This window comes from Burkholderia sola (assembly GCF_905400185.1).
Lineage (GTDB): Bacteria > Pseudomonadota > Gammaproteobacteria > Burkholderiales > Burkholderiaceae > Burkholderia > Burkholderia sola.
On the sequence record NZ_FR989676.1, the window covers coordinates 1,422,250 to 1,441,470 of the forward strand.

Genomic DNA, 19,221 nt, shown 5'->3' on the forward strand with positions numbered 1-19,221 from the left:
CATGGGCGTGTTTGATTCATGGTTCGAGCGGTCGGCGCGCGGCGTCGCGCAGCACAGTTCGCGGCGCAGCGCGATGGCGAAGCTCGGCAAGGTGCTGGTGGGGTCGGCGCTGCTGCCGCTGCTGCCCGTCGATCGCACCGCGTATGCGGCCGATGCGGCATCCGGGGCATCGGCGGCGCCGGGTGCATCCGGTGCCGCCGCGGCGGGCGCGAGCGACGACCCGACGAGCTGCGACTACTGGAAATACTGCGCGATCGACGGCTGGCTTTGCAGCTGCTGCGGCGGCACGTCGAGCAGTTGCCCGCCGGGCACGACGCCGTCGCCGATCACGTGGATCGGCACCTGCCGCAATCCGCACGACGGTTCGGACTACATCGTGTCGTACAACGACTGCTGCGGCAAGACCTCGTGCGGCAAGTGCTTCTGCAACCGCAACGAGCGCGAGAAGCCGCTGTACAAGCTGTCGCTGAACAACGACATCAACTGGTGCATGGCGAACGGTAATTCGAATTACCACTGTTCGGTTTCGGTTCTGCTAGGGGCGGCTAAGCAATGAAAGTGAAGCAGGCAGGAAGGACCGTCGTTGCATGCATGGCGGCCGTGGGGACCTTCGCATTACCCGGCGCGGCCGGCGCACAGGAAGCCGTGCATCACCCGGCCGGAAAAAGCCTGTTCGACGCACAGTGCGCGGTGTGTCACCAGGCGGGCGGAAAAGGGCAGGACGGGCTGGCGCCGCCGCTGACCGAGTACCCGGGCAAGTACGCGGCGGCGGAAGCCGGCCGGGCGCAGCTGATCGCGACGCTGCTGCACGGCATGTTCGGCGAGATCGAGGTGCACGACAAGCGCTACAACTTCAAGATGCCGTCGTTCGCGAGCGCGAGCGACGACGACATCGCGCACGTGCTGAACTACGTCGTGTTCGACCTCAACGCGCAGCACGGCGACGCGAAGCCGTTCACCGCGGCCGATATCCGCGCGGCGCGCGCGAAGCAGATGGACGGCACGGCCGTGCACGCGCAGCGCGCGGTGGTGATCAAGGGGCTCGGCCTGTGAACGGCGTGCGCGCGTCCGTGCACGGCACGCGGTGCGCGTCGTCGTCATCGCGGTTCGGCGGCCTGCCGCGTCGCCTGTCGTGCTGGCTGCTGCTGTCGGGCGCCGCGGCCTGCGCGTTCGTCGTGTCCGCACCCGCACAGGCCGACGGCGCGGCCGATGCCGCGCTTGCCCGGCAACACTGGGTGCTCAACTGCATGGGTTGCCATACGGCGACGGGCGGCGGCATTCCCGGCAAGGTGCCGCCGCTCGCGAATTCGCTCGGCTATTTCACGCATCTGCCGGCCGGGCGCGAGTACGTGATGCGCGTGCCCGGTGCGTCTAACTCGGCGCTGTCGGATCGGGAGCTGGCCGACGTGCTGAACTGGGTGCTCACGACGATGAACCGCGACGCGCTGCCGCGCGACTTCAAGCCGTATACGGCCGCCGAAGTCGCCGCGCATCGCCGCCCCGCGCTGTCCGACGTCGCGACCGTGCGCACCGGGCTCGTCCGCGCGTTGCAGGCGCGCGGGATCGACGGCGTCACGGAGCGCTACTGACCGACTCACTCAACGAATCAGGGAAACAGGAACATGGAGACGAACGAAACCTTTGCGCTGCTCGACGCGACGCGTGCGTTTCTCGCGAAGCCGAAGAAGATGCTGATCGGCGCCGAATGGAGCGACGCCGCGTCGGGCCGCCAGCTCGATGTCGTGAACCCGGCCGACGGCGCCGTGATCGCGCACGTGCCCGAAGCCGACGAGCGCGACGTGCAGCAGGCGGTCGCCGCCGCGCGCCGTGCATTCGATGCTGGCCCGTGGCGCACCGCGAAGACCACCGACCGCGAGCGCCTGATGCTCGTGCTCGCCGACCTGATCGAAGCGAACGCGCGCGAGCTGGCCGAGATCGAATCGCTCGACAACGGCAAGCCGGTGACGGTCGCGCAGGGGCTCGACGTCGCGATGGCCGCGCAGTGCTTCCGCTACATGGCCGGCTGGGCGACGAAGATCGAAGGCAGCGTGATCGACGCCGGCATGCCGTACCTGCCGGACAGCGAAATTTTCGCTTATACGCGCAAGGAACCCGTCGGCGTGGTCGGTGCGATCATCCCGTGGAATTTTCCGTTGCTGATGGCCGCGTGGAAAATCGCGCCGGCGCTCGCGACGGGCTGTACCGTCGTGCTGAAGCCTGCCGAAGACACGCCGCTGAGCGCCTTGCGGCTGGGCGAGCTGATCCAGGCGGCCGGCTTCCCGGACGGCGTCGTCAATATCGTCACCGGCTACGGTCACACGGCCGGCGCGGCGTTGTCGCGCGATCCGCGCATCGACAAGATCGCGTTTACCGGGTCGACGCAGACGGGTAAGACGATCGGCCACGCGGCGCTCGACAACATGACGCGGATGTCGCTGGAACTCGGCGGCAAGTCGCCGGTGATCGTGCTGCCCGACGTCGATCTCGACAAGGCCGCGCAGGGCGTGGCGAACGCGATCTTCTTCAACCAGGGGCAGGTGTGCACGGCCGGCTCGCGCGCGTACATCCATGCGAAAGTGTTCGACGGCGTGATCGAGCGCGTCGCGAAGCTCGCCGCGAGCCTGAAGATCGGCCCGGGGATGGACCCGGCGACGCAGATCGGCCCGCTCGTGTCGGCGAAGCAGCGCGAGCGCGTGTGCGGTTACATCGACTCGGGGTTCGGCGAGGGCGCGCACGCGGCGGCGGGCGGCCGCGCGCTCGACGGCCCCGGCTTCTTCGTCGAACCGACGGTGCTGGTCGATACGACGCAGGCGATGCGCGTGGTGCGCGAGGAAATCTTCGGGCCGGTGCTCGTCGCGATGCCGTTCGACGACGTCGATACGGCCGTGCAGCTCGCGAACGACACGCCGTACGGGCTCGGCGCAAGCATCTGGTCGAACGATCTTGCGGCGATCCACAAGCTGATCCCGCGTATTGCCGCGGGCACCGTGTGGGTCAACTGCCATTCGCTGCTCGACAACGCGTTGCCGTTCGGCGGGATGAAGCAGTCGGGCTTCGGCCGCGAACTCGGCCGCGCGGTGATCGACCAGTACACGGAGAGCAAGTCGGTGATGATGAACTACGCGTGAGCGTCGCGGCGCGTGCGTGCGCGGCCGGCATATCGGCCACGCACGCGCCGCCGTCACGCGCGGATCAGCACGACCCCGACGATGAGGCACGCCGCGCCGGCGATGCGGATCGCGCTCGCCGAATGCTGCTGGATGCCGAGCACGCCGAAGTGGTCGAACACGAGCGCGCCGGTCATCTGCCCGACGACGATCAGCGCGAGCGTCGTCGCCGCGCCCAATCGCGGCACCATCAGGATCGCGACGCCGACGAATACCGCGCCGAAGAATCCGCCCGTCCAGCTGAACCACGACCCGGCGCCGGACAACGTGCCGCTCACGCGCGGGTGAGGCGACAGCAGCGCGACCGCCAGCATCGCGGCGAGGCCGACGACGTAGCTGACCGACCCGGCCCACCACGGTGAACCGATCTGCGTGCGCAGGTTCGCGTTGAGCACCTGCTGCAACGCAACACTGATGCCGGCCGCCACGACCAGCAAATAAGAGAGGACGGTAGTCACGAAGATGAACGCTCCGAAAGCGTGGCCGCCACGGTGGTGCGGGCACGGAAGGCTTTCATTCTGCGCAGCGCGCCGGTATAACACAAATATCGAATCTGGCGCTCATCCATCTCGTTTCGGCATGCCATCACTCCGGCAAATCCAGTATTTCCTGACCGTGGCGGACCTCGGCGGCTTCACGCCGGCCGCGGGTGCGCTCCATGTCGCGCAGTCGGCGCTCAGCCGGCAGATCGGCCAGCTCGAGGACGAACTCGGGTTCCTGCTGTTCGACCGCGAACCGAGAGGCGTGCGGCTCACGCCGGCCGGCGCGCTCTACCGCGAACGCGTGGCGTCGATCCCGGCCACGCTGACGGCGGCCGCCGACGAAGGCGCGCAGTTCTCGCGCGGGGAGGCCGGCGTGCTGCGGCTGCTGCATTCCAGTACCGTGCCCGTCAGCAGCCTGATGCCGGATCTCGACCGCTTCATGCGCGATTGTCCGGGCGCGCGCATCGATCTCGACCGCGCGTCGTCCGAGGATCAGGTGACGGACATCGCGAACGGCCAGGCCGATGTCGGGATCGTCCGGTTGCCGGTGCTGCGGCGCGATGCACGCGTGCGTTTCGTCGAGCTGGCGGCCGAACGCCTGTGCGTGGCGGTGCCGGCCGATCATCCGCTCGCGCACCGCAAGCGCGTCGCGATCGCGCGGTTGCGGCGCGAGCCGTTCGTCTCGGCCGTGTATCGGGAGCGGGGCGGCCTCGCGCGCGTCGTGATCGATCTGTGCCTGAAGCGCGGATTCGTGCCGTCGGCCGCGCGGATCGTGTCGCCGAAGACGTCGATGCTGAATCTCGTCGCGGCCGGCCACGGCGTGGCGATCGTGCCGGCGCGGATGGCGAGCATCGGGATCGACGGCGTCGTGTTCGTGCCGATTTCGGACGAGGATGCGAGATCGGTGTGCGCGCTGGTGTTGCCGATCGAGCCTACGGTGCTCGCGGACGCGTTCGTGCGGGTGGTGACGGCGGGCTGAACGCGCCGCATCGCCACCGGGCCCGACGTCGATATTCAGACGCGGTACCCCGCATCGTGCATCAACCGGCGCGACGCGTCTCCGCGCGGGCCTTCCGCATCGAATTGCGCACGAAGTTTCGCATCGGCGCTGCGCATCACGCGGCGGCGCATGGGCACGACGAGGGCGACGAGGGCGACGACGAAGAAAGCGGCAAGCATCATGGTGTTCCTTGGCGGAAAGACCGGAGACGGACATCGCGACGGCCGGCCGTGTCCGTCCGCATCCGTTCGAGCGACGCGCAACGGCCGGACGATACGAGTCGGCACGGCAACGGGCAGGCCGCGCGCGATCGCTCGGCGACTGCCAGCATAGGGCCGGCCCACGGCCTCCGGCGACCTGTCGGAAATCCGTCAGCATGGCCATGGAAGAATCGAAAGGTGCGCGCCGCATCCGGGCAATCCCGCCGCTCCCCGGAGAAACCCGAAACCCCCGTCAGTCAAGCCTCAGACGAAACATAGTGGTTTCCACTCATAGTCGCAAACAGGCAAGAACAGGTCGCCGCCGGTCTTCTCGCGGCGAATATGGCTCGTTACTTTTACTCCCACGATGCAGGCCGGCGCACACTCCGCGTGCCGGCTGCCGCGAGACCAATCGGGAGGAACCGAACCATGAAGTCGACGAAGATCGCCGCGCTTGCCGCGGCCGTGCTGGCGACCGGCGCGTTCACGCAAGCCGCGCTGGCCGAGACGGAGGCCGCGACCTGCCGCACCGTGCGCTTCGCGGATATCGGCTGGACCGACATCACGTCGACCACGGCGCTCGCGTCGACCGTGTTCGAGGCGCTCGGCTACAAGCCGACCACGACGATCGCGTCGGTGCCGATCTCGTTCGCCGGTCTCAAGAGCAAGCAGCTCGACGTGTCGCTCGGCTACTGGTGGCCCGTGCAGCAGAAGCAGCTGCAGCCGTTCCTCGACAGCAAGTCGATCAACGTCGTCGAGCCGCCGAACCTGTCCGGTGCGAAGGCGACGCTCGCGGTGCCGAGCTACGCGTACCAGGCCGGCCTGAAGACCTTCGACGACATCGCGAAACACCGTGCGGAACTCGACGGCAAGATCTACGGGATCGAGCCGGGCAGCAGCGCGAACGCGACGATCCAGAAAATGATCGACACGAACCAGTACGGGCTGGGCGGCTTCAAGCTCGTCGAATCGAGCGAGGCCGGGATGCTCGTGACGGTCGAGCGCGCGGCCCGCGAGAAGAAGTGGGTCGTGTTCCTTGGCTGGGAGCCGCATCCGATGAACATCCAGCTCAGCATGAACTACCTGTCCGGCGGCGACGCGGCGTTCGGCCCGAACTACGGCGAAGCGCGCGTGTACACGCTCACCGCGCCCGACTTCATCGCGCGCTGCCCGAACGCAGGCAAGCTCGTGACGAACCTGCGCTTCTCGACGCAGCTCGAGAACCAGCTGATGCAGACGGTGATGAACAAGACCAAGCCGGCCGATGCCGCGAAGGCGTACCTGAAGAAGAACCCGCAGGTGCTCGATCCGTGGCTCGCGGGCGTCAAGACGTTCGACGGCAAGGACGGCCTGCCTGCGGTGAAGGCGTATCTCGGGCTGTAACGGCCCGCGCCCCTATGCCATTAGCAATGCGACACAACCCGAATCAAGCGAGGCACCATCATGAATCACGAAGTCATCATCACCTGCGCGGTCACCGGCGCGGGCGATACGGTCGGCAAGCATCCGGCGATTCCGGTCACGCCGAAGGAGATCGCGGCCGCCGCGATCGAAGCCGCGAAGGCCGGCGCGACGGTCGCCCACTGCCACGTGCGCGATCCGCAGACGGGGCGCGGCAGCCGCGACCCGAACCTGTATCGCGAAGTGGTCGACCGCATCCGCTCGGCCGACGTCGACGTGATCATCAACCTCACGGCCGGCATGGGCGGCGATCTCGAGATCGGCCCGGGCGAGGACCCGATGCGCTTCGGCAAGGGCACCGACCTCGTCGGCGGCCTCACGCGCCTCGCGCACGTCGAGGAGCTGTTGCCCGAGATCTGCACGCTCGACTGCGGCACGCTGAATTTCGGCGACGGCGACTACATCTACGTGTCGACGCCCGCGCAGTTGCGCGCCGGCGCGAAACGCATCCAGGAACTCGGCGTGAAGCCGGAGCTGGAGATCTTCGATACGGGCCATCTGTGGTTCGCGAAGCAGTTGCTGAAGGAAGGGCTGCTCGACGATCCGCCGCTGTTCCAGCTGTGCCTCGGCATTCCGTGGGGCGCGCCGGCCGACACGGGCACGATGAAGGCGATGGTCGACAACCTGCCGCCGGGCGCGCACTGGGCCGGCTTCGGGATCGGCCGCATGCAAATGCCAATGGTCGCGCAGGCGATGCTGCTCGGCGGCCACGTGCGGGTCGGTCTCGAGGACAACATCTGGCTCGACCGCGGCGTGCATGCGACCAACGGCACGCTCGTCGAGCGCGCCCGCGAGATCGTCGAACGGCTCGGCGGCCGCGTGCTGACGCCGGCCGAAGGCCGCCGCAAGCTCGGCCTGCCGGCGCGCGGCGAACGTCCGCTCGAACGTCGCGCGCTCGCCGAATTCGCGTGAGTTTTTCGCCGACTGACTGACATGACAGGGTGGCCTGCGCGCACGCGAGACCACCCACCGATTTCCCCTGATTCGAAGGATGCGTTGACATGGCATTGAAGACCGACATCAACACGTTTGCCGCGATCGGCACCGGCGTGATCGGCAGCGGATGGATTGCCCGCGCGCTCGCACACGGTCTCGACGTGGTTGTGTGGGACCCGGCGCCGGGCGCCGAAGCGCGGTTGCGCGCGAGCGTCGCGAACGCGTGGCCCGCGCTCGAACGCGTCGGCCTCGCGCCGGGCGCCGATCCCGCGCGGCTGCGGTTCGTGTCGACGATCGAAGCATGCGTCGCCGATGCCGATTTCATCCAGGAAAGCGCGCCCGAGCGCGAGGCGCTAAAGCTCGAGCTGCACGAGCAGATCAGCCGCGCGGCGAAGCCCGACGCGATCATCGCGTCGTCGACGTCGGGGCTGCTGCCGACCGATTTCTACGCGCGGGCGACGCATCCGGAGCGCTGCGTGGTCGGCCACCCGTTCAACCCCGTCTACCTGCTGCCGCTCGTCGAGGTGCTCGGCGGCGCGCGCACGTCGCCGGAAGCGGTCGAAGGCGCGATGGAGGTCTATCGCACCCTCGGCATGCGGCCGCTGCACGTGCGCAAGGAAGTGCCGGGCTTCATCGCGGACCGTCTGCTCGAAGCGTTGTGGCGCGAGGCGCTGCATCTGGTCGACGAAGGCGTCGCGACGACCGGCGAGATCGACGATGCGATCCGCTTCGGCGCGGGCATCCGCTGGTCGTTCATGGGTACGTTCCTGACCTACACGCTGGCCGGCGGCGATGCGGGCATGCGACACTTCATGCAGCAATTCGGCCCTGCGCTCGAACTGCCGTGGACGAAGCTGGTCGCGCCGACGCTGACCGACGCACTGATCGACCGCGTCGTCGAAGGCACGACCGAACAGCAGGGCACGCGCAGCATCAAGGAGCTCGAACGCTATCGCGACGAGTGCATCACCGAGGTGCTGAAATCGATCGCCGCGGTGAAGGCGCGGCACGGGATGCGATTCGACGAATAAAGGACAGGCGATGACGGGCGATACCCCGCTGACGATTTACCGCGACGTGGTGCGGCCCGAATGGGTCGACTACAACGGCCACCTGCGCGATGCGTTCTACCTGCTGATCTTCAGCTTCGCGACCGATGCGTTGCTGGATCGCATCGGCCTCGACGACGCCGCGCGTCGCGAACGAGGGCGCTCGGTCTACACGCTCGAAGCGCACGTGAACTACCTGCGCGAGATCAAGGAGGGCACGCCGGTGCGCGTCGATGCGCGTGTGCTCGCGCACGACGCGAAGCGCATGCACCTGTATCTCGAACTGTTCGCCGACGGGCATGACGACGCGGTATCGGCGAGCGAGCAGATGCTGTTGCACGTCGATACGCGCGACGGTGCGAAATCGGCGCCGTTCGACGACGACGTGGCCGCGCGCGTGGCCGAACTGCATGCGTTGCAGCGCGAGTGCGCGGCGCCCGCTTATGCGGGCCGCGTGATCGGGCTGCCGCCGCGCCGCTAGCGGCGGGCTTCATTTCACGATCTTCTACCTTCGGTCTTCGACCGCGGAGCGCACACGATGCTCGAACCGGAAATCGCGGCGTTCGTCGCGGCCGTCGACGCGTGGTATCCGGCCGATGCGGCGGCGCGTTCGCCCGACGAGCAGCGCCGCCTGTACGACCGCTTCGCGGCCGAATGGACGCCGGCCGCGCTGCCCGCCGGCATCGTGCAGCAGGACGCCGTGTGGCGCGCGCCGGACGGCCGCGCGATCGCGCTGCGGCGCTATACGTCCGCGCACGGCACGCCGCGCGGCACGGTGCTGTTTTTTCATGGCGGCGGTTTCGTCGTCGGCTCGCTCGGCAGCCATGCGCTGATCACCGCGCAACTGGCGGCCGATACGGGCCTCGACGTGATTGCCGTCGACTATCGCCTCGCGCCCGAACACCGCGCGCCGGCCGCGCTCGAGGATTGCGTGGCAGTCACGCGTGCCGCACGCGATGCACGCTGGTCGTTCGGGCCGTGCGTGCATCCGTTGACGCTCGCGGGCGACAGCGCGGGCGGGATGCTCGCGGCGGCGGTGGCGACCGCGCTGCGCGATGCGGGCGAAGGCAGCGTGGACGGCATCGCGCTCGTTTATCCGATGCTCGGTTTCGAACCGCAGTCGCCCGCGCGCGAAACAGAAGCGCACGCGCCGATGCTGACGCTCGACGACGTGCATCGCTATCGCGCGCTGTACTGGGGCGGTGACTTGTCCAATGTGCTGCGAAACGGCAACCCGCTGCTGCGCGCGTCGGTGCCGCTCGAAGCCGGGCGGTTCGACGGCTTGCCGCCGGTGCTCGCGATCGGCGCGGAGCACGATCCGCTGCGCGACGATGCGCGCGTGTACGTCGAACGGGTTCGCGCGGCGGGCGGCGTCGCGAACTACTGGATGGGAGAGGGGCTGGTGCACGGCTGCTGGCGCGCGCTCGGGACGAGCCCGCAGGCCGCACGGATGCACCGGATGGTCGGCAGGTTCTTGCTCGCACCACACGCGTAGCGGGCGTTTTCCGGGAGGCAACGATGCAGGCGGCAGCGCAAGACCGTATCGAGGACTGGCGGACATTTTCGGCCGACGCGGCGATCGCGGCGGCGACGATTGGCGACGGCAAGGTGGACGTCGAATGGAGCGACGCGCGACGATCGCCGTTCCATTTCGACTGGCTGCGCGACAATTGCGCGTGTTCCGCGTGCGTGCATGCGATCACGCGCGAACAGGTCTTCGAGATCGCCGATGCGCGCGCGGATCTGTCCGCGCTTACCGTGCACGTCGAAACCGACGGCGCGCTGCATGTCGAATGGAACGACGGACACCGCAGCGCGTGGTCGCCGGGCTGGTTGCGTGCGCATGCATATGACGACGCGTCGCGCGCGGAGCGCGTGGCCGCGCACGGGCGGCACATATGGACCGGCGACGATGCGACGGCGATCGGCGTGTTCGCGTGGCGCGACGTGATGGAGGACGATCACGCGTTGCTCGCATGGCTCGGCGCATTGCAGCGCACGGGGCTGACGCTCGTCGAAGGCGTGCCGGCCGAGCGGGGCCGCGTCGACGAGGTCGCGCGCCGCGTCGGCCTGATCCGCGAAAGCAATTTCGGCGTGCTGTTCGACGTCGAATCGAAGCCGCGCCCGGACAGCAATGCGTATACGTCGCTGAATCTTCCGCCGCACACCGACCTGCCGACGCGCGAATTGCAGCCGGGCGTGCAGTTCCTGCATTGCCTCGCGAACGACGCGACGGGCGGCGACAGCATCTTCCTCGACGGCTTCGCGCTCGCGGATGCGCTGCGGCGCGAACATCCGGACGATTTCGAGCAGCTCGCATCGACGCCGTTCGAGTTCTGGAACAAGAGCGCGAACAGCGACTACCGCTGTTCGGCGCCGGTGATCGGGCGCGATGCGCGCGGCAACGTGACGGAAGTGCGCGTCGCGAACTTCCTGCGCGGGCCGCTCGATGCGCCGACCGGCTCGGTCGCGGCCGTCTATCGCGCGTACCGGCGGTTCCTCGCGTTGGCGCGCGAACCGCGCTTTCGCGTGCAGCGCCGGCTGCGGGCCGGCGACATGTGGGCGTTCGACAACCGGCGCGTGCTGCATGCGCGCACCGGGTTCGATCCGTCGACGGGCCGCCGGCATTTGCAGGGCTGTTACGTCGATCGCGACGAATTGCTGTCGCGGTGGCGCGTGTTGTCGCGGGCGGTGCCGGCCGACGCTGCGCGCTGATCGACACACACGGCGTCTTCACGCACGACCTCTTGGGGAAAAAGCACCCGGACGCCAGGCGTCCGGGCGAAGCCACCCGCTGCCGGGCGGCGGAGGTATGCGTTTCACAAAACAGACGAGCCCCGCGAAGGGGCTCGTCCGGACTGCGTGACTTCATCGCGCGACGCGCGGCGCCCGCCGGGGGCGCATCGGCTTACTGGCCGAAGAAGATCGAGTCGCGTGCGTTCGACGAAGCGGCTGCCGGCGCGCCCGAATGGACGAGCGGAGCCGGTTGTGCGCCGTAGCCGCTGGTGTCGGCGCCATGAACGCGCGCTTCGGCGCTCTGGATGTCGTTCGGGTAGTACGGGCTCGACACGCCCGGCTTGTAGCCGGCTTGTTCGAGCTGGACCAGTTCGTTGCGCACTTGAGCGCGCGTCACGGTGCTTTGAGCGAATGCGCCGAACGAAGCGGACAGGGCGGCAGCGGCAACGACTGCGGAAACGAGCGATTTCATGGTGACCTCCGGTGTTTTATTGGGTTCGCTCCCGACACCATGTCTTGAGCGATTGATCCAATCTTAGTCACCGGCGGGTTCAGGGTAAACGCTGATTTTGACGATAAATTGTTTCCTGGCCGGTAACAGTGCGGCGGCGCATCAGTCTTTCAACGGGCTTTCTTTTCGGTCAGCGTAATAAGTATGAGGAATATTGCGATCGCCGGCGCACGACTCAGCGCGCCTCGGCCGCCGTATCGAGCGGCCGACCCGGCGAGCGGCCGGCGGGTGCCCCGGCGCTGAGGAAGCGCACGCCGGTCGCGGCTTCCGATGCTTCCCACAGCAGCGCCGCCGCCGCCACGCTGCGCGCCGCGCGCGGCACGCTCGCCGGCGCCGGCAGCCCGCGCGATTCGAACCAGCCGGACGGGCCGATGTACGCGCCGCCGGCCAGATCGGGCGACGTGGCCGCATGAATCGCCGGCAGCGCGCCCTGGTCGGCCGGTTGCGCGAGATAACGGTTCGCGGCGCGCATCAACGCGGCGCGGGCGGGCGAGCGGTCCATCGCCGGGCCCGCGAACTGCAGGTTGGTCGCCGCATAGCCGGGATGCGCGGCGACGCTGATGCCCGCGAATGCCGCGCGCGCGAAGCGGCGCTGCAACTCGATCGCGAACACTAGGTTCGCGAGCTTGCTGTCGCAATAGGCGAGATAACGGTTGTAGCGCTGCGCGGCGCGCAGGTCGTCCACGCGAATCCGGCCACCGCGGTTGAAGCCGCTCGACATCGTGACGACGCGCGCCCGGTGCGCGGCGCGCAGCGCCGGCAGCAGATGGCCGGTCAGCGCGAAATGGCCGAGGTGGTTGGTGCCGAACTGCATCTCGAAGCCGTCGCGCGTGTGCCGCAGCGGCAGGAACATCACGCCGGCGTTGTTGCAGAGGATGTCGACGCGGCCGTGGCGTTCGCCGACGTCGGCCGCGAAGCGTGCAATCGATGCGAGATCGGCGAGGTCGAGCGGATCGACTTCGACGCGTGCATGAGGATGAAGCCGGCGGATCGCGTTGGCGGCCTGCGCGCCGCGTGCGCCGTCGCGGCAGCCCATCACGACCGTCGCGCCTTTCGCGGCCAGCGTTTCCGCGAGATGCCAGCCGAGGCCGCTGTTGGCGCCGGTCACGACCGCGACCTTGCCGCCTTGCGCCGGGACGTGGCGCGCGCTCCATGCATGCATGTCTGCCTCCATCGGCGCGGCCGGTCGGCCGCGGCACTTAATCGTTACATTGAGTGGTGTAACGATAGTGCGGGCGGACGGAGCAGACAAGCGGAGGAATTAGACCGGCGCTTCTAGGGATTCGGGGCTCAGGGTGTGGCGCCGCGAGTCCGGCGCAGGACCGGCGGGTGTTACCTGCCGCCGGCCAGCGCGAGCACCTCGGCGGCGGAGATCATGGCGGCGGCGTTCGCGGGGGCCGGGCGCTCGGCCGGGCGGAACACTTCGTCGCCGCGGTGGATGACCTGGCGCGACAGCGCGCAGGTGCCGGTGCGTTGCGCGAAGCGGCGGCGCCAGCGTTGTTCGCCGTAATGACAGCGGCCGGGTTCGACCCAGCGGACGACGAGCAGCGTATCGGAACGTTCGAGGATTTCGACGTGGACGTCGGCGGGATCGAGCGCAGGCAGGGATTTGGAGGCCTTCATTTTGCCGTTTCCTAAAGCCCGTGCGGGTTCGGCCATGGCAGTGGGTGTCACTACCCAAGGGGGAATCCGTAGGGGTTTCCATGAGTGGTGCGCTAAATGTAAGCGTCTGTGACCGGAAAAAACATCCTGTCCGGCTCGAATTACCTTTTGCCGATTTAGAAACAATCGACGCTTATTTTCTTGGAAAACCAAAGACAAAAAGCCCCGGACAAGAAGCCCGGGGCGGAAAATCGGCCCGCACACCGTGTCTGCTCGCCCAGTCACGGGATACATCGCCGGGGGACGGAGGTGCCCGCTCGGGATCCGGAGCGGGCGGGGGGCGATGTACCGGAAGCGCGGTCCGGCAACGCCATGATGGCGTGCGGCACCCGTTGGCACCCTGACGCGAACATGACTTTTTTGTCAGTTTCGCCCGTGCGCGGTACGGGACGCGCCTGAAGAATCGGCTGGAACGCCGGTATTGGGTTTGAACGGATCGCGGGGCAGCACTTCAACGCCGGTCGCGCGCCGCATTCTCGTGCGCCGCACGGATTGACCCGCCCCGGGTAAATACTGAATCCCAATTTCGTGACAAACGCGCGATCCGTTCCTATGATTGGTTGGACCTTTAGTCCTTTGTGCCAATCGGCCGACTGGCGGCCGGCTTTTTCGGAGAGAAGCTCATGAGATTGCAGGGCAAACGCGCGCTGGTGACGGCGGCCGGGCAGGGCATCGGCCGCGCGACCGCGCTGCGGTTCGCGAGCGAGGGCGCCGACGTGCTGGCGACCGACATCAACGAAGCCGCGCTGGTGCGGCTCGAAGCCGATGCCGAGCGCGCGGGCGGCCGGCTGGCCACGCGGCGGCTCGACGTGACCGACGCGAACGAGGTGGCCGCGCTCGCCGCGAGCGAACGCGCGTTCGACGTGCTGTTCAACTGCGCGGGCTACGTGCATCACGGCTCGATCCTCGAGTGCGACGAAGACGCGTGGGCGTTCTCGCTGAACCTGAACGTCACGTCGATGTACCGGCTGATCCGCGCGCTGCTGCCCGCGATGCTCGAAGCCGGCGGCGCGTCGATCGTCAACATGGCGTCGGCCGCGTCGAGCGTGAAGGGCGTGCCGAACCGCTTCGTGTACGGCACGACCAAGGCGGCCGTGATCGGGCTGACCAAGGCGGTGGCCGCCGATTTCGTCGAGCGCGGTATCCGCTGCAATGCGATCTGCCCGGGCACGATCGAATCGCCGTCGCTGGCGCAGCGGATCGCCGACCAGGCGCGCACGCGCCACGTGTCCGCCGACGAGGTGCGCCAGGCGTTCGTCGCGCGCCAGCCGATCGGCCGCATCGGCAGCGCGGACGAAGTGGCCGCGCTCGCGCTCTATCTGGCGTCCGACGAAGCGTCGTTCACCACCGGCACGATTCACCTGATCGATGGCGGCTGGTCAAACTGACCGCGCCTTCCTATTTACCTTCCGATTCCATTCAGACAACGCTATGAAACTGCTGAGATTTGGCGACAAACACCATGAAAAGCCGGGCCTGCTCGATGCGCACGGCCAGATTCGCGACCTGTCCGGCGTGATCGACGATATCGCTGGCGACGCGCTGACCCCTGCATCGCTCGCGCGGCTGCGCGACATTCCGCCGTCGTCGCTGCCGCTCGTCGAAGGCATGCCGCGGCTCGGCGCGTGCGTCGGCCGCGTCGGCAAGTTCATCTGCATCGGGCTCAATTATTCGGATCACGCGGCCGAATCCGGGATGGAGGTGCCGAAGGAGCCCGTCGTGTTCGGCAAGTGGACGAGCGCGATCTCGGGCCCGAACGACGACGTCGAAATTCCGCGCGGCTCGGAAAAGACCGACTGGGAAGTCGAACTCGGCGTGGTGATCGGCCAGGGCGGCCGCTATATCGACGAAGCCGATGCGCTGTCGCACGTCGCCGGCTACTGCGTGGTGAACGACGTGTCGGAGCGCGAATACCAGCTCGAACGCGGCGGTACGTGGGACAAGGGCAAGGGCAACGACACGTTCGGCCCGATCGGCCCGTGGCTCGTGACGGCCGACGAAGTGCCCGATCCGCACGCGCTGCGACTGTGGCTGGAAGTGGACGGCCACCGCTACCAGAACGGCACGACCGCGACGATGGTGTTCCGCGTGCCGCACCTGATCAGCTACCTGAGCCGCTTCATGAGCCTGCAGCCGGGCGACGTGATCTCGACCGGCACGCCGCCGGGCGTCGGCCTCGGGCAGAAACCGCCCGTCTACCTGCGCGCCGGACAGGTGATCACGCTCGGCATCGACGGGCTCGGCGAGCAGCGCCAGCGCACCGTGCAGGCCTGATTCCCTTCAACGGACGGTTCGTCATGCCTATCATTCGATCGATGCGCGTCCTCGACGTGCGCTTTCCGACCTCGCGCCAGCTCGACGGTTCCGACGCGATGAATCCGGACCCCGATTATTCGGCGGCCTACGTCATCCTCGAAACCGATCGCGACGGGCTCGCAGGTCACGGGCTCACGTTCACCATCGGGCGCGGCAACGAAATCTGCTGCGCGGCGATCGACGCGATGCGCCACCTCGTCGTCGGCCTCGACCTCGACTGGATTCGCGAGGACATGGGCCGTTTCTGGCGGCACGTCACGTCGGACAGCCAGTTGCGCTGGATCGGCCCCGACAAGGGCGCGATCCACCTGGCGACGGGCGCCGTCGTCAACGCGGTGTGGGATTTGTGGGCGAAGGCCGTCGGCAAGCCACTGTGGCGGCTCGTTGCCGACATGAGCCCGGAGGAGCTGGTGCGGGCGATCGACTTCCGCTACCTGACCGACTGCCTGAGCCCGGACGAAGCGCTCGACCTGCTGCGCCGGCAGGCGCCCGGCAAGGCCGCGCGGATCGCCGCGCTGGAGCGTGACGGCTATCCGTGCTACACGACGTCGGCCGGCTGGCTCGGCTACAGCGACGACAAGCTGCGCCGGCTGTGCCGCGAGGCGGTGGAAGCAGGTTTCGAGTACGTGAAGCTGAAAGTCGGCGCGAACCTCGCCGACGACATCCGCCGCGTGACGATCGCGCGCGAGGTGATCGGCCCTGACCGCAAGCTGATGATCGACGCGAACCAGGTGTGGGAAGTCGACGAGGCGATCGACTGGGTGCGCGCGCTCGCGTTCGCGCGGCCGTGGTTCATCGAGGAGCCGACGAGCCCCGACGACGTCGAAGGGCATCGCAAGATCCGCGAGGCGATCGCGCCGGTGCAGGTCGCGACCGGCGAGATGTGCCAGAACCGCGTGCTGTTCAAGCAGTTCATCGCGCGCGGCGCGATCGACGTCGTGCAGATCGACGCGTGCCGGCTCGGCGGCGTGAACGAGATTCTCGCGGTGATGCTGATGGCCGCGAAGTACGGGCTGCCGGTGTGCCCGCATGCGGGCGGCGTCGGGCTGTGCGAATACGTGCAGCACCTGTCGATGATCGACTACGTGTGCATTTCCGGCACGAAGGAAGGGCGCGTGACCGAATACGTCGATCACCTGCACGAGCATTTCGTCGAACCGTGCGTGGTGCGCGGCGCGGCGTACATGCCGCCGACGGCGCCCGGTTTCTCGATCGAGATGAAGCCCGAATCGCTGGAGCAGTACCGGTTCCGCGGCTGACGCACGGCAACGCACGACGGCGCGCCATTTGCGTGGTGCGCGTGGTGCGCACCGTGCGCGGCGACAACATGAACGACGGAGACGCGAAGTGGATTTGAACCTGCAAGACAAGGTCGTGATCGTGACCGGCGGCGCGTCGGGCATCGGCGCCGCGATCTCGATGCGGCTGGCCGGCGAAGGCGCGATTCCCGTGGTGTTCGCGCGCCACGCGCCCGACGATGCGTTCTGGCGTGCACTTGCACAGAAACAGCCGCGCGCCGCGTGCGTCACTGTCGAACTGCAGGACGACGCGCAGTGTCGCGACGCGGTCGCGCAGACCGTCGCGCGCTTCGGCCGCATCGACGGCCTCGTCAACAACGCGGGCATCAACGACAGCATCGGGCTCGACGCCGGGCGCGACGCGTTCGTCGCGTCGCTCGAACGCAACCTGATCCATTACTACGTGATGGCGCATTACTGCGTGCCGCACCTGAAGGCGACGCGCGGCGCGATCGTCAACATCTCGTCGAAGACGGCCGTGACCGGGCAGGGCAACACGAGCGGCTATTGCGCGTCGAAGGGTGCGCAGCTCGCGCTGACGCGCGAATGGGCGGTCGCGTTGCGTAACGACGGCGTGCGCGTGAACGCGGTGATTCCCGCGGAGGTAATGACGCCGCTCTACCAGAACTGGATCGCCGGCTTCGACGATCCGCAAGCGAAAGTCGCGGCAATCGCCGGCAAGGTGCCGCTCGGCCAGCGTTTCACCACGGCCGACGAGATCGCCGATACGACGGTGTTCCTGCTGTCGGATCGCGCATCGCACACGACGGGCCAGTGGCTGTTCGTCGACGGCGGCTATACGCATCTCGATCGTGCGATCAGCTGAGGGCCGCGTTCCATGCAACCCGACCTGAACCCGAACACCGCGCCGCCGTTGATCGCGCTGACCGGCATCGGCAAGCGCTTTCCGGGCGTGCAGGCGCTCGACGATTGCCGTTTCGACCTGCGTGCGGGCGAAGTGCATGCGCTGATGGGCGAGAACGGCGCCGGCAAGTCGACGCTGATGAAGATTCTCGCGGGCGTCTACCCGCGCGACGCGGGCGAGATCCGGATGGACGGCCGCCCGGTGGAGATCGTCGACCCGCGTGCCGCGCAGGCGCTCGGCATCGGCATCATCCATCAGGAGCTGAACCTGATGAACCACCTGAGCGTCGCGCAGAACATCTTCATCGGTCGCGAGCCGCGCGGCCGCTTCGGCGTGTTCGTCGACGAAGACCGGCTGAATCGGGACGCTGCCGCGATCTTCCAGCGGATGCGGCTCGATCTCGACCCGCGCACGCTCGTGGGCCGGCTGACGGTCGCGAAGCAGCAGATGGTCGAGATCGCGAAGGCGCTGTCGTTCGACTCGCGCGTGCTGATCATGGACGAGCCGACCGCCGCGCTGAACAACGCGGAGATCGCCGAGCTGTTCCGCATCATCGGCGACCTGCGCGCGCACGGCGTCGGCATCGTCTACATCTCGCACAAGATGGACGAGCTGCGCCAGATCGCCGATCGCGTGACCGTGATGCGCGACGGCAAGTACGTCGCGACCGTGCCGATGGCGGGCACGTCGATGGACACGATCATCGCGATGATGGTCGGCCGCCAGCTCGATGCGGACACCCGCACGCCGCCCGATACGTCCGCGAACGAGATTGCGCTCGAAGTGCGCGGGCTGTCGCGCGGCCGCGCGATCCGCGACGTCGGCTTCACGCTGCGGCGCGGCGAGATCCTCGGCTTCGCCGGGCTGATGGGCGCGGGCCGCACCGAGGTCGCGCGCGCGGTGTTCGGCGCGGATCCGGTCGATGCGGGCGAGATCCGCGTGCACGGCCGGGCCGTGACGATCCGCACGCCGGCCGACGCAGTGAAATACGGGATCGGCTACCTGTCCGAGGATCGCAAGCACTTCGGGCTCGCGGTCGGGATGGACGTGCAGAACAACATCGCGCTGTCGAGCATGCGCCGCTTCGTGCGCCGCGGCCTGTTCCTCGACGCGCGCGCGATGCGCGACGCCGCGCAGTCGTACGTGCGCCAGCTCGCGATCCGCACGCCGTCGGTCGCGCAGCCCGCGCGGCTCTTGTCGGGCGGCAACCAGCAGAAGATCGTGATCGCGAAGTGGCTGCTGCGCGACTGCGACATCCTGTTCTTCGACGAGCCGACGCGCGGCATCGACGTCGGCGCGAAAAGCGAGATCTACAAGCTGCTCGATGCGCTCGCCGCCGACGGCAAGGCGATCGTGATGATCTCGTCGGAATTGCCCGAGGTGCTGCGCATGAGCCACCGGATTCTCGTGATGTGCGAAGGCCGCGTGACCGGCGAGTTGCGCGCGGCCGACGCCACGCAGGAAAAGATCATGCAGCTCGCGACGCAGCGCGAGTCGACCGTGTTGTCCTGATTGTCCCGATTCAGACGCCTAACGAT

General features: G+C 68.0%; 21 protein-coding genes. 16 read left to right on the plus strand and 5 right to left on the minus strand.

Features of this window, described 5'->3' with window-relative positions; translation table 11 throughout:
• The first annotated feature begins 1 nt into the window (after position 1).
• The 4 genes from KR541_RS22880 to KR541_RS22895 are packed head-to-tail and all read left to right on the plus strand — an operon-like array spanning position 2 to position 3,128.
• Positions 2-556 (plus strand): methylamine dehydrogenase light chain, encoded by a 555-nt coding sequence (locus KR541_RS22880; RefSeq protein ID WP_050012318.1) that lies wholly within the window; start codon positions 2-4, stop codon positions 554-556.
• Entirely contained in the window at positions 553-1,053 is a 501-nt protein-coding gene (locus KR541_RS22885; protein WP_213346234.1) for a c-type cytochrome, read from the plus strand. The genes KR541_RS22880 and KR541_RS22885 overlap by 4 nt, the downstream gene beginning before the upstream one ends.
• Positions 1,050-1,589 (plus strand): c-type cytochrome, encoded by a 540-nt coding sequence (locus KR541_RS22890; protein WP_050012320.1) that lies wholly within the window; start codon positions 1,050-1,052, stop codon positions 1,587-1,589. The genes KR541_RS22885 and KR541_RS22890 overlap by 4 nt, the downstream gene beginning before the upstream one ends.
• 33 nt (positions 1,590-1,622) lie before the next feature.
• Positions 1,623-3,128, plus strand: coding sequence for an aldehyde dehydrogenase family protein (locus KR541_RS22895; RefSeq protein ID WP_216089807.1), 1,506 nt, complete (start codon positions 1,623-1,625; stop codon positions 3,126-3,128).
• A 53-nt stretch (positions 3,129-3,181) separates the two neighbouring features.
• Here the strand turns inward: KR541_RS22895 and KR541_RS22900 are convergent, their stop codons facing one another.
• On the minus strand, positions 3,182-3,625 hold the full coding sequence (locus KR541_RS22900) for a DMT family transporter (RefSeq protein WP_124555549.1): 444 nt from the start codon (positions 3,623-3,625) through the stop codon (positions 3,182-3,184).
• 121 nt (positions 3,626-3,746) lie between these two features.
• Here KR541_RS22900 and KR541_RS22905 point away from each other — a divergent pair, with 121 nt between their 5' ends.
• Positions 3,747-4,628: a LysR family transcriptional regulator gene (locus tag KR541_RS22905; RefSeq protein ID WP_124631557.1), complete on the plus strand. Its 882-nt coding sequence runs from the start codon at positions 3,747-3,749 to the stop codon at positions 4,626-4,628.
• Between the two features lie 35 nt (positions 4,629-4,663).
• Here the strand turns inward: KR541_RS22905 and KR541_RS22910 are convergent, their stop codons facing one another.
• Positions 4,664-4,831, minus strand: coding sequence for a hypothetical protein (locus tag KR541_RS22910; RefSeq protein WP_160300498.1), 168 nt, complete (start codon positions 4,829-4,831; stop codon positions 4,664-4,666).
• A 447-nt stretch (positions 4,832-5,278) separates the two neighbouring features.
• On the opposite strand from KR541_RS22910, the gene KR541_RS22915 reads away from it, so the two are divergent.
• The 6 genes from KR541_RS22915 to KR541_RS22940 all read left to right on the plus strand — a co-directional run bounded on the left by KR541_RS22915 (position 5,279) and on the right by KR541_RS22940 (position 11,010).
• The gene (locus KR541_RS22915) at positions 5,279-6,232 is read left to right on the plus strand and encodes a choline ABC transporter substrate-binding protein (RefSeq protein WP_069617412.1); all 954 of its coding nucleotides are present in this window, start codon (positions 5,279-5,281) and stop codon (positions 6,230-6,232) included.
• Positions 6,233-6,292: 60 nt separating this feature from the next.
• Entirely contained in the window at positions 6,293-7,222 is a 930-nt protein-coding gene (gene cdhC / locus KR541_RS22920; RefSeq protein ID WP_050012324.1) for a 3-dehydrocarnitine:acetyl-CoA trimethylamine transferase CdhC, read from the plus strand.
• An 89-nt stretch (positions 7,223-7,311) separates the two neighbouring features.
• Positions 7,312-8,277 (plus strand): L-carnitine dehydrogenase, encoded by a 966-nt coding sequence (locus KR541_RS22925; RefSeq protein WP_089489625.1) that lies wholly within the window; start codon positions 7,312-7,314, stop codon positions 8,275-8,277.
• Between the two features lie 10 nt (positions 8,278-8,287).
• On the plus strand, positions 8,288-8,776 hold the full coding sequence (locus KR541_RS22930; RefSeq protein ID WP_050012326.1) for a thioesterase family protein: 489 nt from the start codon (positions 8,288-8,290) through the stop codon (positions 8,774-8,776).
• A 57-nt stretch (positions 8,777-8,833) separates the two neighbouring features.
• Positions 8,834-9,790, plus strand: coding sequence for an alpha/beta hydrolase (locus KR541_RS22935; protein ID WP_050012327.1), 957 nt, complete (start codon positions 8,834-8,836; stop codon positions 9,788-9,790).
• Between the two features lie 23 nt (positions 9,791-9,813).
• Positions 9,814-11,010 (plus strand): TauD/TfdA family dioxygenase, encoded by a 1,197-nt coding sequence (locus KR541_RS22940; protein ID WP_089489624.1) that lies wholly within the window; start codon positions 9,814-9,816, stop codon positions 11,008-11,010.
• Between the two features lie 193 nt (positions 11,011-11,203).
• Here KR541_RS22940 and KR541_RS22945 read toward each other — a convergent pair whose 3' ends face one another.
• The 3 genes from KR541_RS22945 to KR541_RS22955 form a co-directional block, all read right to left on the minus strand.
• Positions 11,204-11,503, minus strand: a complete 300-nt coding sequence (locus tag KR541_RS22945; protein WP_050012329.1) for a DUF4148 domain-containing protein — start codon at positions 11,501-11,503, stop codon at positions 11,204-11,206.
• Positions 11,504-11,717: 214 nt separating this feature from the next.
• Positions 11,718-12,704, minus strand: coding sequence for an oxidoreductase (locus KR541_RS22950; RefSeq protein ID WP_089489788.1), 987 nt, complete (start codon positions 12,702-12,704; stop codon positions 11,718-11,720).
• Positions 12,705-12,874: 170 nt separating this feature from the next.
• Positions 12,875-13,165 carry a DUF3331 domain-containing protein gene (locus tag KR541_RS22955; protein WP_039366241.1) on the minus strand — a complete coding sequence of 97 codons (291 nt, stop codon included), beginning with the start codon at positions 13,163-13,165 and terminating at the stop codon, positions 12,875-12,877.
• A gap of 662 nt (positions 13,166-13,827) precedes the next feature.
• Between KR541_RS22955 and KR541_RS22960 the strand changes: the two genes are divergently transcribed.
• From KR541_RS22960 to KR541_RS22980, 5 genes are all read left to right on the plus strand, one after another.
• The gene (locus KR541_RS22960) at positions 13,828-14,592 is read left to right on the plus strand and encodes an SDR family oxidoreductase (RefSeq protein ID WP_124652927.1); all 765 of its coding nucleotides are present in this window, start codon (positions 13,828-13,830) and stop codon (positions 14,590-14,592) included.
• A 43-nt stretch (positions 14,593-14,635) separates the two neighbouring features.
• Positions 14,636-15,478 (plus strand): ureidoglycolate lyase, encoded by an 843-nt coding sequence (locus KR541_RS22965; protein ID WP_050012332.1) that lies wholly within the window; start codon positions 14,636-14,638, stop codon positions 15,476-15,478.
• 23 nt (positions 15,479-15,501) lie between these two features.
• Positions 15,502-16,779 (plus strand): L-fuconate dehydratase, encoded by a 1,278-nt coding sequence (locus KR541_RS22970; protein ID WP_050012333.1) that lies wholly within the window; start codon positions 15,502-15,504, stop codon positions 16,777-16,779.
• A gap of 88 nt (positions 16,780-16,867) precedes the next feature.
• Positions 16,868-17,644: an SDR family oxidoreductase gene (locus KR541_RS22975; protein ID WP_050012334.1), complete on the plus strand. Its 777-nt coding sequence runs from the start codon at positions 16,868-16,870 to the stop codon at positions 17,642-17,644.
• 12 nt (positions 17,645-17,656) lie between these two features.
• The gene (locus tag KR541_RS22980; protein ID WP_050012335.1) at positions 17,657-19,195 is read left to right on the plus strand and encodes a sugar ABC transporter ATP-binding protein; all 1,539 of its coding nucleotides are present in this window, start codon (positions 17,657-17,659) and stop codon (positions 19,193-19,195) included.
• Positions 19,196-19,221 lie beyond the last annotated feature (26 nt).

What these genes read in the sequence shown, in the direction of transcription:
- KR541_RS22880 (WP_050012318.1), top strand. Translation starts at nt 2, where the DNA reads ATGGGCGTGTTTGATTCATGGTTCGAGCGGTCGGCGCGCGGCGTCGCG.
- KR541_RS22885 (WP_213346234.1), top strand. Translation starts at nt 553, where the DNA reads ATGAAAGTGAAGCAGGCAGGAAGGACCGTCGTTGCATGCATGGCGGCC.
- KR541_RS22895 (WP_216089807.1), top strand. Translation starts at nt 1,623, where the DNA reads ATGGAGACGAACGAAACCTTTGCGCTGCTCGACGCGACGCGTGCGTTT.
- KR541_RS22905 (WP_124631557.1), top strand. Translation starts at nt 3,747, where the DNA reads ATGCCATCACTCCGGCAAATCCAGTATTTCCTGACCGTGGCGGACCTC.
- KR541_RS22910 (WP_160300498.1), bottom strand. Translation starts at nt 4,831, where the DNA reads ATGATGCTTGCCGCTTTCTTCGTCGTCGCCCTCGTCGCCCTCGTCGTG.
- KR541_RS22915 (WP_069617412.1), top strand. Translation starts at nt 5,279, where the DNA reads ATGAAGTCGACGAAGATCGCCGCGCTTGCCGCGGCCGTGCTGGCGACC.
- cdhC (WP_050012324.1), top strand. Translation starts at nt 6,293, where the DNA reads ATGAATCACGAAGTCATCATCACCTGCGCGGTCACCGGCGCGGGCGAT.
- KR541_RS22925 (WP_089489625.1), top strand. Translation starts at nt 7,312, where the DNA reads ATGGCATTGAAGACCGACATCAACACGTTTGCCGCGATCGGCACCGGC.
- KR541_RS22930 (WP_050012326.1), top strand. Translation starts at nt 8,288, where the DNA reads ATGACGGGCGATACCCCGCTGACGATTTACCGCGACGTGGTGCGGCCC.
- KR541_RS22935 (WP_050012327.1), top strand. Translation starts at nt 8,834, where the DNA reads ATGCTCGAACCGGAAATCGCGGCGTTCGTCGCGGCCGTCGACGCGTGG.
- KR541_RS22940 (WP_089489624.1), top strand. Translation starts at nt 9,814, where the DNA reads ATGCAGGCGGCAGCGCAAGACCGTATCGAGGACTGGCGGACATTTTCG.
- KR541_RS22945 (WP_050012329.1), bottom strand. Translation starts at nt 11,503, where the DNA reads ATGAAATCGCTCGTTTCCGCAGTCGTTGCCGCTGCCGCCCTGTCCGCT.
- KR541_RS22950 (WP_089489788.1), bottom strand. Translation starts at nt 12,704, where the DNA reads ATGCATGCATGGAGCGCGCGCCACGTCCCGGCGCAAGGCGGCAAGGTC.
- KR541_RS22955 (WP_039366241.1), bottom strand. Translation starts at nt 13,165, where the DNA reads ATGAAGGCCTCCAAATCCCTGCCTGCGCTCGATCCCGCCGACGTCCAC.
- KR541_RS22960 (WP_124652927.1), top strand. Translation starts at nt 13,828, where the DNA reads ATGAGATTGCAGGGCAAACGCGCGCTGGTGACGGCGGCCGGGCAGGGC.
- KR541_RS22965 (WP_050012332.1), top strand. Translation starts at nt 14,636, where the DNA reads ATGAAACTGCTGAGATTTGGCGACAAACACCATGAAAAGCCGGGCCTG.
- KR541_RS22970 (WP_050012333.1), top strand. Translation starts at nt 15,502, where the DNA reads ATGCCTATCATTCGATCGATGCGCGTCCTCGACGTGCGCTTTCCGACC.
- KR541_RS22980 (WP_050012335.1), top strand. Translation starts at nt 17,657, where the DNA reads ATGCAACCCGACCTGAACCCGAACACCGCGCCGCCGTTGATCGCGCTG.